This window comes from Pseudomonas sp. TE6288 (assembly GCF_054062095.1).
The window spans coordinates 1-11,433 of sequence record NZ_JBSSEW010000026.1; the positions used below are offsets into that span (position 1 = coordinate 1).

Genomic DNA, 11,433 nt, shown 5'->3' on the forward strand with positions numbered 1-11,433 from the left:
CACCTGATCCCATCCCGAACTCAGCAGTGAAACGATGCATCGCCGATGGTAGTGTGGGGTTTCCCCATGTGAGAGTAGGTCATCGTCAAGATTCAATTCCAAAGCCCCTGATCGCGATGCGATCAGGGGCTTTGTCTTTTCAGGGTATCGATGCGTGAAGTTCTCGTATGAGATCGTCCAGCTCCCTGCGCTGGTACGAAGGGAACAGTATTCAAAAGCACAGCACGGCCCCTGTAGGAGCGGCTTCAGCCGCGATCACCCGCGAAGCGGGTGCCAGACACCGAGTTGCTTGTATCGCGGCTAAAGCCGCTCCTACAGAGATCTCTTTTTGCTGTGCAACAGCACAGCCCGAAGAGCTCCCTTGATGTTCAAGACAAAAAAAGGCCGCTCCCGGTCGGGAGCGGCCTTTTTTGCCATCGGGGCACAAGCCCCTTCCAGTGATATCAGCTCAGCAGGTTACGCACATTCCCCATCGCCTCATCGGCAAAGCCCTGCAGAAATGCCTGGAAGCCCGGCAGTGCCTCCGGCCCGCCTTCCCATGGCTCGGCCTGGATGGTCCAGGTGGCCCGGCTGTGTTGGAGATCGATCGCCTGCACTTGCATGGCCGCCCACAGATTGCCGATGTTCAAACTGGTGTAGATCAGGCTCCAGGTCATGTTCATGGCCTGATCGTCACGGGTGTTCAACTGCTCGATCACCACGTTGCCATCCTTGAACAGCTTCTTGCGCACCGAGCGCACGCCGCTGCCGGTCATCTCGATATGCGCCAGGGCAGGAATGAACACCGGGAAGCCAGCGAAGTTGCCGACGATGTTCCACACGTTGGCCGCCGGCGCGGCGATCTCCACGCTGGAAACCACAAGACAGCCTTGCGGGTTGCGGATCAGGGTATCGGGTTTGAGTGCTTGCATTGGGATGTTGCTCCTGTTGTACATGAAAGGGATCAGATAAAGCCGATGTCGGCCAGGTAGCGGCAGCCGCGACTGAGCAGCGCCGGGTCCTTGCTTGGGTAACGCGCGCCCATGCGCTGCACGCCGGCGCGGGCGTTGTCGTGGGCGATGCCGGAGATGTCACCGATGTCTTCTTCGAAACCGTCCAGGTAGAAGCCCAGGACGTCGTACAGCGCGTTGTCGCTATCGACCCTGGCCAACTGGCGCTGCCACTGCTCGATGCTGACCAGTTCGAAGGCATGGCCCTGGGCATGGAACGAAGCCAGGTAGTCACGCCAGCGCAGGGGTTCGGGGTTATGCAGGTTGAACACGCACCGGCCGGCCTGGTGACGGCTGCTGTGGAAAGCGATGAAGCGGGACAGGAAGTCCACCGGCATGAGGTCGAAGTCGATTTCCAGCTCCGGCACCTGGCCCAACTGCAGCGAGCCCTTGAGCATCAGCATCAGCCGGTTGCGCTGAGGCTGGCAGGCCCCTGTGCGGCTATCGAAGGTGATGTTGCCGGGGCGGAACAGGTTGACCCACACGCCTTGTTCACGGGCACGGCTGAGGATGCGCTCGCCGACCCATTTGCTCAGGTTGTAGCCATTGCGGATGTAGATCGGCGGGGTGTCTGCGGGGTCGCTCTCCAGCACATGGCCCTCGCCATCCACGGCGCTGCAGGCGGACAGGGTGGAGACGAAGTTGAAGATTTTCTTGCGACGGCCCTCACACAACCGCAGGCATTCGAACAACGGCTCGATGTTGTCGGCTGCCAGTACCTCGTAGTCGAGCACATGGTTGACTTGCGCGGCGTTGTGCAGCAACGCGCCATAGTTGCTGTCCAGGTAGTCGTAGTCGGCCTGGGCCAGACCCAGCAGTGGCTTGCGCAGGTCCGCTTCGAATACCCGCACGCGGCTGCGGTCCAGAGTGACGTGGTTGTCCCGCAGGGCCTGGGAGAAACGCTCATCGGCGGATAACCCTGCGGCGCTGCGTACCAGGCAAGCGACTTCACTCGCGCCCCACTCCAGCAGGGCCTCGACCAGATGCACGCCAAGGAAGCTGTTGGCCCCGGTGACGATCACCTTGTGCACATCGCCCAGGCGCTCCAGCGGTTGCACCTGCAGGCCCAGTTCGCGGTTGGCGTCCTGCTCCAGGCGTACCAGGGAGGTTTGCAACGCCTCGTGATCGCCATCGAGCAGCGCGCCCAGGCGCTGCAAGGTCGGCTGTTCGATGAAGCGGTTGATGGCCACCCCCTGGCCGAAGTGCTCCCTGACCTCCAGCAGCAAGCGCGACAGCAGGATGGAGTGACCGCCGAGGTTGAAGAAGCTGTCGTCGGCGGAAATTTCGTTTTGTGGGAGCTCCAGCAGCGTGCTCCACAGGCGACGCAGGCGCTCCTCGGTCGCTGTCCGTGGTTCGATGCGCTGGCTGGTTGGCAAGGCCAGTGGACGCAACGACAACGCCCGGCGATCCACCTTGCCGTTGGCGGTATAGGGCATCTGCTGCAGTACCTGATAGAACGTCGGGCGCATGTAGTCGGGCAGGTGTCGCTCGGCATGCTCGCGCAGCAAGGCTTCGGCATCGGCCCGTTGCGGGTGGGCAAGGAAGGCCAGGACCCGCCGCTGGGCGTCGATCACCACCGCCACCTGGGCGAACAGCTGGCTATCGCGCAGGCAGTGCTCGATTTCTTCGGGTTCGACCCGGAAGCCACGGATCTTCACCTGGTTGTCTCGCCGGCCGCACAGCTCTATACCTTGTTCGGTCCATTTGCCGATGTCCCCCGTACGGTAGGCGCGCAGTGTGCGGCCCGCGGGCAAGCTCAGCTCGACGAAACGTTCGGCGCTCAGTTCGGAGTTGTTCAGGTAACCCAGGCCGACACCTGGCCCGGCGATGTACAGCTCACCGGGGGTCTGCTCACAAACCGGCTGCAGGTGCTGGTCGAGTATCAGCACCTGGGTGTTGGCAATCGGCAGCCCCAGGTTGCGGTTGTCGTCGCCTGCAGCGAACACCCGGGTTGTGGCCAGCACGGTGGTTTCGGTCGGCCCGTAGATGTTGTGCATGTGGCATTGCCCGGCCAATCGAGCGATGACTTCCGGTTCGCAGACGTCGCCACCGGTCACCAGGTGACGCAGGCCCAGGTGCAGATCACGGGGAAGGATACTCAGCAGCGCCGGTGGCAGGAACGCGTGGCTCACCTCCTCTCTGTGGATAAGTTGTACCAGCCGCTGCGGATCGCGACGCTGGTCCTCACTGGGCAAGACCAGTTCCGCGCCACAGGCGAACGTCGGCAGGATATCCAGCAGCGAGGCGTCGAAGCCGATGGTGGAGAACTGCAGTACCCGGCTGTGCCGGTCCAAGCCCACATGCTCGCGATACCAGGCCATGAAGTGCGCCAGGTTGCCCTGGGTGAGCAACACGCCTTTGGGTTGGCCGGTGGTGCCGGAGGTGTAGATCGCCACGCAGGCCTGGTCGGCGGCAGCCTGGCGCAACGCCAGGCTGGGCAGCGGCAAGTCCTGCGGCAAAGGAAGGTTGCGCACATCAACATCAGGGATATCCACAGGCGCCTGACCGTCGTGCAGCAGAACGCAGGCGCCAGCGTCGTCGAGGATCAGCTGGCGGCGCTCGGCCGGCGTGGCCGGATCCAGTGGCAGGTAGATGGCGGCGCAGCCCAGCACCGCCAACAGGCTGGCGTAGAGCTCGGGTGACTTGCCCATGCACACGGCGACCACAGGCGGCTGTTCCCCGGCGTTGGGCAACAGCGGCAACAAGGCCTGCTGGATGACGGCGGTGCGGGCATGCAGCTGCTCATAAGTGCAACGCAGGCCGTCGTGGTTCACGGCATGACACTCTGCGTACACACGCAGACTGTGTTCCAGGTCGCCGATCAGGTCTGTTTCGGCCTTCTCCAGCAAATCGGCGCGTAGCGTGCGGTTGAACGGATGTCGGTAAGCCAAAGTGTCCAGCCAGTCCAGGCTGTGCTCGCGCTCCTGATCTCCCGGGTTCACCGCAGGCGTTTCCTGCAAATGCAACGGGTTGCGGGCGAAGCGGGTGACCTGCAGTGCCAGTTGCTCGCACAGGGCTTGCAAGGTGTCCTCACGCAGCTGTTGGCCATTACCGGAGCGCGGCGTGTGTATCGGCACGCGATGGATCAGGCGCTGGGCGCTGGCACTGCCGCACCAGCACAGGGCCTCCAGTTGCGGCAGGGTGTCGGCGCAGCTCGCACCCAGGCGCAGCCTGAGCAGCGGCGTGCCGCCCAGGGGCTGCCAATCACTGCTGCTCAGTGCCAGGCTGCCATCCTCCACCACCAGGTCGGGATGGGCCGACAGCTGCCGGGGCAAGGCCTGGGCGCTATCGGCCCTGGCCGAGCCATGTCCGTGCTCGGCGAGCATGCGGGCGAACTCCTCCAGGGGCGGGCTGGTGCCCACCAGAAGTATGTCGAGGCGTCTCATGTCTAGGTCCTCAGGGCAGATAGTCGCGCAGGGCGTCCTGTACGCAGGGCGACTCGAGCATCGAGCTGCTGCGGAAGAAACGCAGGATGTTGCCCAGCAGCGGATGCTGGCGGTTGATCGGGTAGGCCAGGCCCAGCACTTCCTCACGCAGGGCCTGGCGCACCGTGTCGGTCACCGGCAGGGCGTCGATCAGGGCACAGTCGAAAGCCTGCTGGATGTCGTTGGTCAGGTACTGGCGCAGGAACAACGGCAGTACCTTGGCGATCATCTGGCGATCCGCCTCGGGCGCGGTATGCCAGTAGATGCGCGTCAGGCGCGCCCAGAAGCTCGAGTGACGACCTTCGTCCAGCAGGTGATCGGCCATCAGGCCCTTCACTGAGGGCTTGACCGAGTCGTCGCGGGCAAAGGCCGCGACATCGTCGGTCAGGGTGTTCTCGGCGATGCCCACGCAGATCAGCTCCAAGGCGTCACGCAGGGCCTCGGGCACCTGTTCCAGCGCGGCTGGAATGGCGCGGCTGAGTTCGATTTCCTGGGGCAGGGCGATCGGCTCGATCCCGGTCAGGGCGATGGTCTGCTGCAGGAAGTCCATCGCCACCAGGGCGTGATAGTCCTCGTCCACCACCACGGTCATCGCGTCGTAGCGGCAGGCGAACGGGAAGCGCACGGCAAAGCGGTCCTTGGCGATGCGCCGGGCGGTGCGGTCGACGATCTCGGTCTCGAAGATCACCACGTCATTGATGAACTTGTAGAGGCTCTGTACCAGCACGAAGTCGCGCAGCTGCGGGCACTCGCGCTGGAACGTCGCGCCGAGCACCAGGGGCTGGCGGCTCAGGGGGTAGATCAGGCGCTGGTCATCCTCCACCAGGCGCCGGGGCCGGGTGCGAATGGTCGCCCTGGCCTCCCAGGCCTCGGCAAAGGAGCGATACTCGAGGGCATTCATGGGGTGACCTCGGCAACAGCCGCTTTCAGCGATGTACGCAGGCGGTCCCACAGGGCCATGCGGCTGTCCACCGCGGCGATGGCGGCCACGTAGACGTCTTCCTGGCGCAGCGGATCATGATCGACCAGGCGTGCCAGCAATTGCTCGGCGGCGGGGCCGTGGTCCTCGGAGTCGACTTCGATGTGACGTTGCAGGTAGTAGCGGAAGGTCGGCGCCTGCTCGGTACCGATGCCCCACTCGTCGAGAATTTGTTGGAACATCGCTGGAATGACGCTTTCCCGCCCATGCAGGAAGGCGGCGGCAACCTGGTGGGCCGGTGCCTCGATGGCCACTTTGAGGGTGTCGCGAACGAATCGCTGCGCGGCTTCACTGGCGCCGCAGCGTTGCAGCGCGTCGAATGCCGCGACGCCTTGTTGCTGCAGGCTGACGAAGCGCTCGATGGCCTGGGTGCTGGCACCGACTTCGCGCATGGCATCCAGGTACAGCTCGAAGTGGCTGTAGTGACCATGATCGAGGCGATCGTCCGATTCCTCGCCCAAGACGATCTCGTTGATCAGGCGCGCCGCAGCCGGGTCCCTTGGTGGCAGCCAGGGCAGGCTGACGCAGGTCAGCTCCTGCTGCAGGCGCTTGGTCAGCGACATGAAGTCCCAGACGGCAAACACGTGGGTTTCCATGAACCCACGCAGCGTCTCCAGAGAATCGATTTCGGAAAATAGCGGGTGCAGGGAAAGTTCATGTTTCTTGTCGGAAAGTGTGCGCTTCAATGTGCTCATGATGAGATCCGTTTAGAGGTGATATGCAGGGACGTTATGCTCTGGAAGTTGCAGGGCAACTAAATGCCGGGCGAATGAAGGCCTCGAGTGAAAACTCGAATTCGAACAACAGGCAGAGGCCAGCAGGGCTTGTTTGGCGAGGTGTCCACGGTGACGCCTGGCCGCCCTTGGCTGGCGATATAAAAGTTAGAACAACTTCAAAGTTGGTCGCAATTGTTTTTTTGATTATTTTATGTTCGGACTTTTCTTGAAATATAAGTACCTGAATAAAACATTGAGTAAGTTTTATTTTGGCAATACGTGCTCCTTCCGATAATTAACGATCAGAAAAATAGACACAGAGTGAATGCCTCACTCGGAGCACGAATGAACGGAGATGGAGAGAGGGACTATTGAGGGGCGGCTGATCGCTTGCGGTCCTTGCCCCGGTGCCAGGTTCCTTCTGCAGGTGAATGAAGAGGCAAACGGCCAGGTCCACGTCTGATGATCAGCGGCCGCTGCGGGGGGTAGAGTGTGCCCAAAATGCTGGCACTGCCATGGCCAGGCACTGACCAGGCAGCGGAAAAGCCTTGATCAGCGCACGGATGGCAAGAGGAGAATTAGAAGCTCAGCAACCCGAGGTGGGCGTTGAAGATGCGCACCAGGCGCTGGTTCAGCAGCGAAGTATCGACCGCTTGCACCGGTAGCTCAATCAGCTCCAGCTCCCGGCGTACCAGGCTGTGCCAGCCGAGCATCGCCGCCAGCGAGCCCGGCGGATAGAGCACGGTCATGGGGATATGCAGGGGCAGGTAAGTGGTGCTGAATTGTGGGCTGTCACAGCTTGAAACAAACAAGTGACGAGTCAGGCCCGGACAAGCACCTTGCACTTGCTGGATCAGGGCCAAGGCGATGTGCGCGCCCAGGCCTTGGGCAAACACGGCATGTGGCTGCATAAGGTAGGGCTGGAGCTGCTCTACCAGGGCCTGGGTCAGGCGCCCGGAAATGGGCAGAGATTGTTCGAAGTCGGCAATGGAGGGGACATCGACCGCGACCAGCTCGATGGGGTCGCTCAGGGTCGTTGCCCAGGTGCGGTACTGGGCAAGTTGCTGCCGTGTGTTTGCCAGGCAGATCAGGCGAATCCTGGGCGGCTGGTCGGGCATGGTGTCCTGTCGAGTCTGCACGTGCACTGCCGTTCCTTGTGGCGGATCGTGTCGACGCAGCGGGTGGTCGCCAGGGGCGGCTGCGCGGTTGGGCAGGATCAGTTGGCCGATTGCCTGTCGAGGTACTTCCTGATGGTGCGCGCGGCATGGTTGAGGTGTTCTTCCAGGAGCTTCACGGCCTCGTCCACCAGTCTGTCGTTGGCGGCATCGACAAGGGCAATGTGGTCATCCTGGGTGAGTTTGCCCAAACCCATCGAGGACAGATGGAAACGCAGGAAGCGTTCCTCTTCGTTCAGCTCGATCTCGATCATGCGCAGCAGTTTCTGGTTCTGCGCCTTGCTGTAGAGGGCCATGTGGAACAGGCGATTGAGCCGGCCGATTTCGGCATGACGAGTCTCGGTCTCCAGTTGACGGATGTAAGCCCTGGCCTGGGCGATGTCGCCGGCATCGAGCAAGGGGATCGACTGGCGCAACGCCTCGGTCTCGAGCAGTACACGCAGGGCGTACGTGTCGACGGCGTCCTCACCGATCAATGGCGCTACCACGGCGCCTTTGTGCATCACCACCTGCAGCAGCGACTGGGCTTCGAGTTGGCGCAGCGCCTCGCGCACAGGCATGCGACTGACACCGAACAAAGTCGCCAGCTCTTGCTGGCGCACGGCGGTGCCCGGGGGCAGGCGGCCATCAAGGATGGCACTGCGCAGGCGCTCTTCGATAACACCCCGGGCCAGGTGCGGTGGTACTTGTTCGCTACCCAGTACGGTGCTCAGGAGTTTGGGTTTCTCAGCCACGCGGGGTTCGCCTCGGCAACATGAAAATTGGATCCAATAACCCTAGTGAGGGAAGGGGGCGCTTGTCAAACGGATTGATCAAGCGATGCGCCGTGGCGCAGAGTCAAAACGCGGCTATCGTGAAGCAAGTTGCCGGCATTGGGAAGATAGCCAAGGTCGCCAGCCCTTGTACGAAGCGGGTTTGCCGACAGTTGGCAGCATGATCGCACGGTGCCATTGTCTTTTGCGTCTCCAGCCCGCACCATCGCTGCTTTCGACTGATCTGAACGGGTGTCCGCAGTGGCGATACCTTGGCCTCTCAATGCGACCGCACGCCGGCTCGGCCTTGCCGTGCTGCTCGGCTGCCTGTGGCTGGGCGTGTCCCAGGCGGATTGGGACTTCTCGCAGATCAGTCGCCGCGCTCAGGCGCTCTACGGCCCGATGGGCGCGGGCCAGGGGCGTATCGATGCCTGGCAGAACCTGATGGCGACACAGAAGCAGGGCAGCGAACTGGAGCAGCTGCAGGTGGTCAACCTGTTCTTCAACAAGCAGCTGCGCTATGTCGAAGACATCGACCTGTGGCACGAGGTCGATTACTGGGCCACGCCGGTACAATCGCTGATAAAGGGTGCGGGCGACTGCGAGGATTATGCCATCGCCAAGTACTTCAGCCTGCGGCGCATGGGCATTCCGGCGGAAAAGCTACGCATCACCTACGTAAAGGCCTTGCGCCAGAACCGTGCGCACATGGTCCTGACCTATTATTCAAGCCCACAGGCCCAGCCGCTGGTGCTGGACAGCCTGATGGACGCGATCAAGCCGGCCAGCCAGCGTACCGACCTGCTGCCGGTGTATGCCTTCAACGGTGAAGGCCTGTGGCTGACCGGCGCGGGCGGCAACAAGAAGGTCGGCGACACCAAGCGCCTGTCGCGTTGGCAGGATCTGCTGAAGAAAATGCAGGCCGAAGGGTTCCCGGCCGAACCGGTTTACTGAAGGAGCACAGATGTCACTGTTCAAACAATTGCTGCTAGCCATTTGCCTGTTCCTGGTGATCGCCTTCAGTGGCAGCTTCATGGTCAGCCTGGAGAGCTCGCGCAGCCAGTACGTCAACCAGCTGCGTTCCCATGCCCAGGACGCCGCGACCGCGCTGGCGTTGTCGCTGACGCCGAACATCGACGACCCAGCGATGGTCGAGCTGATGGTCAGCTCGATTTTCGACAGTGGCTACTACTCGAGTATCAAGGTCATCGACCTGGACTCCAACGCCGTGTTGGTCGAGCGCCACGCCGAGCCTGACGCCGGCGGTGTGCCGGGCTGGTTCATCCAGCTCATCGGCCTGGAGCCGGCCGGTGGTGATGCCCTCGTCAGCCGCGGCTGGCAGCAGGCGGCGCGGGTCGAGGTGATCAGCCACCCGATGTTTGCCCTGGGCAAACTCTGGCAGAGCGCCCTGGGCAGCCTTGGCTGGCTGCTGCTGTGCGGCGCGGTGAGCGCGGTGCTCGGGGCACTGCTGCTGCGCCGTCAGTTGCGCCCGCTCGACTACATGGTGGCACAGTCCCACGCTATCGCCCGTCGTGAGTTCCTCAGTCTGCCCGAGCTGCCACGCACCCCCGAGCTGCGCCGAGTGGTGCAGGCGATGAACCAGATGGTCGAGAAGCTCAAGGCACTGTTCACCGAGCAGGCCGAGCGCAGCGAGAAGCTGCGGGCGGAGTCGTACCAGGACAGCCTCACCGGCCTTGCCAATCGACGTTACTTCGAAATGCAGCTCAATGCCCGGGTCAGCAACCTGGAGGAGGCCCGTACCGGCTACCTGCTGCTGCTGCGGGTCCAGGACCTGGCCGGGCTCAATGCCCGCCTGGGTGGCCAACGCACCGACCAGTTGCTGCAGGCGGTGGGTGAGCAACTGCGCCGTACCTGTGCGAACTACCCGGAGACCAACGACCTGATCACCCGCAGCCGTGGCGGCGAGTTCGCGGTGCTGGCGCCGGGCATGGTCCATGACGAGGCGATCCAGCTGGCCCAGGCCCTGGAGGCTACCTTGCAGAGCCTGCACGAGACCGGTGCCAGCGATGTCGACCCGGTGGCCTGCATCGGCCTTGCCCCCTACAGCCCCGGCGATGCGCCGCAAGCGCTGCTCAAGCTCGCCGACGAGGCCCTGGCCCGCGCCGAGAGCCAACCCGCGCCGGGCTGGGTATGTCTGGAGCAGGGAGCCGCGGGCCAGGCCGCCGACAGTCACCATGCCTGGCACACGCGCCTGGACCAGGCGCTGGGCAAGGGCCAGTTCGAACTGTTCTTCCAACCGGTCGTGGACGCCAAGGCGCCGGAGCGGGTGCTGCACTACAAGGTCATCTCGCGCCTGCACGATGAGGAGGGCGAAGCCCTGGCGGCCGGCCGCTTCCTGCCCTGGCTGGAGCGCTTCGGCTGGATGGCGCGGCTGGACCTGCTGGTGCTGGAGAAGGTGCTCAAGCATCTGCAAGGGCATGGCGAAGCGCTGGCGCTGAACCTATCGGCCGCCACCCTGGCCGACCCCAAGGCGTTGCAGCGCGTCTATGAGCTGTTGGGGCAGCACGGCGCGCTGGGGCAGCGACTGACCTTCGAGATCGGCGAGGAGCAGCTGCCCGAGCAGTCAGTGCTCGAGCAACTCACCCGGCGCCTGCGCACCCTGGGCTTCAGCCTGGCACTGCAACGCTTCGGCGGGCGCTTCAGCATGATCGGCAACCTGGCCCACCTGGGTCTGGCCTACCTGAAGATCGATGGTGGCTACATCCGCAACATCGACCAGGAACGGCACAAGCGCCTGTTCATCGAAGCCATCCAGCGGGCTGCGCACAGCATCGACCTGCCGCTGATCGCCGAGCGGGTGGAGACCGAAGGGGAGTTGAAGGTGCTGCGGGAGATGGGCGTGCAGGGTATCCAGGGGCAACTGGTGGGTGGGCCGGCGCCCTGGCGTTAAGCTGGCTCGGCGTTATCGCGGGGCAATTCGCACCGCGATGCGCCGCCAGCATGATCAGATCAGCCCGCCTTCCTCATCTTCCTCGATCAGGTTGTTCAGGCTACCCAGCGCCTTGCGCGCGGTGGAGCGGTTGAGCAATTTGGCCTGGGCGCCGGGCGGCAGGTCGGTGATGCTGAACACGCCTTTGGCAGTCAGCACCTCGATCAGGTCTTCCAGTACCCGGATCATGTCCAGATCGCTCTGCTTGAGCTGCTTGAGGCTGTTCTCAACGACATCGTCGGCGAACCATTCCTGGATCTCGGCACTGTCGGCGGGGACCATGTCCGTAAATCCATCAAACCCGGCGGCTTCCACTCGCAGCAAACGGCCGTCAGCGTCGCGTTGCACGTAGAACATGGCGGCGTCCCTCGTCACGATGATTCCTTGTTGGTAGTCAGCAGCATAGGCAAAGTTCACCGGGCGTGTAGGCCCGGTGCACGAGTATGC

At 63.2% G+C, this 11,433-nt stretch carries 9 protein-coding genes and 1 rRNA gene; 3 read left to right on the top strand and 7 right to left on the bottom strand.

Annotation, left to right across the window (positions count from 1 at the left end):
* Nucleotides 1-91: ribosomal RNA gene (rrf, locus tag ACVWY1_RS22920) — 5S ribosomal RNA — on the top strand; the annotation flags it as partial.
* 352 nt (nt 92-443) lie between these two features.
* Here rrf and ACVWY1_RS22925 read toward each other — a convergent pair.
* From ACVWY1_RS22925 to ACVWY1_RS22950, 6 genes are all read right to left on the bottom strand, one after another.
* Nucleotides 444-911, bottom strand: a complete 468-nt coding sequence (locus tag ACVWY1_RS22925; protein WP_277502446.1) for an SRPBCC family protein — start codon at nt 909-911, stop codon at nt 444-446.
* 32 nt (nt 912-943) lie between these two features.
* Nucleotides 944-4,375 (bottom strand): amino acid adenylation domain-containing protein, encoded by a 3,432-nt coding sequence (locus ACVWY1_RS22930; protein WP_277502447.1) that lies wholly within the window; start codon nt 4,373-4,375, stop codon nt 944-946.
* Between the two features lie 10 nt (nt 4,376-4,385).
* The gene (locus tag ACVWY1_RS22935) at nt 4,386-5,315 is read right to left on the bottom strand and encodes a diiron oxygenase (RefSeq protein WP_258599641.1); all 930 of its coding nucleotides are present in this window, start codon (nt 5,313-5,315) and stop codon (nt 4,386-4,388) included.
* Nucleotides 5,312-6,088, bottom strand: coding sequence for a DUF3050 domain-containing protein (locus tag ACVWY1_RS22940; RefSeq protein WP_139667779.1), 777 nt, complete (start codon nt 6,086-6,088; stop codon nt 5,312-5,314). The genes ACVWY1_RS22935 and ACVWY1_RS22940 overlap by 4 nt, the downstream gene beginning before the upstream one ends.
* Nucleotides 6,089-6,687: 599 nt before the next feature.
* The gene (locus tag ACVWY1_RS22945) at nt 6,688-7,248 is read right to left on the bottom strand and encodes a hypothetical protein (RefSeq protein WP_139667777.1); all 561 of its coding nucleotides are present in this window, start codon (nt 7,246-7,248) and stop codon (nt 6,688-6,690) included.
* A gap of 77 nt (nt 7,249-7,325) precedes the next feature.
* Nucleotides 7,326-8,018 carry a GntR family transcriptional regulator gene (locus tag ACVWY1_RS22950; RefSeq protein ID WP_102685160.1) on the bottom strand — a complete coding sequence of 231 codons (693 nt, stop codon included), beginning with the start codon at nt 8,016-8,018 and terminating at the stop codon, nt 7,326-7,328.
* Nucleotides 8,019-8,288: 270 nt separating this feature from the next.
* Here ACVWY1_RS22950 and lapG point away from each other — a divergent pair, with 270 nt between their 5' ends.
* Together lapG and lapD are read left to right on the top strand one after the other, a co-directional pair.
* A complete protein-coding gene (gene lapG, locus ACVWY1_RS22955; protein ID WP_102685159.1) occupies nt 8,289-8,990 on the top strand; it encodes a cysteine protease LapG in 702 nt (233 codons plus the stop codon).
* Nucleotides 8,991-9,000: 10 nt separating this feature from the next.
* Nucleotides 9,001-10,947, top strand: coding sequence for a cyclic di-GMP receptor LapD (gene lapD, locus ACVWY1_RS22960; protein WP_139667773.1), 1,947 nt, complete (start codon nt 9,001-9,003; stop codon nt 10,945-10,947).
* 54 nt (nt 10,948-11,001) lie between these two features.
* On the opposite strand, the gene ACVWY1_RS22965 is transcribed toward lapD, so the two are convergent.
* On the bottom strand, nt 11,002-11,343 hold the full coding sequence (locus ACVWY1_RS22965; RefSeq protein ID WP_046857559.1) for a hypothetical protein: 342 nt from the start codon (nt 11,341-11,343) through the stop codon (nt 11,002-11,004).
* Nucleotides 11,344-11,433: the final 90 nt, after the last annotated feature.

What these genes read in the sequence shown, in the direction of transcription:
- ACVWY1_RS22925 (WP_277502446.1), bottom strand. Translation starts at nt 911, where the DNA reads ATGCAAGCACTCAAACCCGATACCCTGATCCGCAACCCGCAAGGCTGT.
- ACVWY1_RS22930 (WP_277502447.1), bottom strand. Translation starts at nt 4,375, where the DNA reads ATGAGACGCCTCGACATACTTCTGGTGGGCACCAGCCCGCCCCTGGAG.
- ACVWY1_RS22935 (WP_258599641.1), bottom strand. Translation starts at nt 5,315, where the DNA reads ATGAATGCCCTCGAGTATCGCTCCTTTGCCGAGGCCTGGGAGGCCAGG.
- ACVWY1_RS22940 (WP_139667779.1), bottom strand. Translation starts at nt 6,088, where the DNA reads ATGAGCACATTGAAGCGCACACTTTCCGACAAGAAACATGAACTTTCC.
- lapD (WP_139667773.1), top strand. Translation starts at nt 9,001, where the DNA reads ATGTCACTGTTCAAACAATTGCTGCTAGCCATTTGCCTGTTCCTGGTG.
- ACVWY1_RS22965 (WP_046857559.1), bottom strand. Translation starts at nt 11,343, where the DNA reads ATGTTCTACGTGCAACGCGACGCTGACGGCCGTTTGCTGCGAGTGGAA.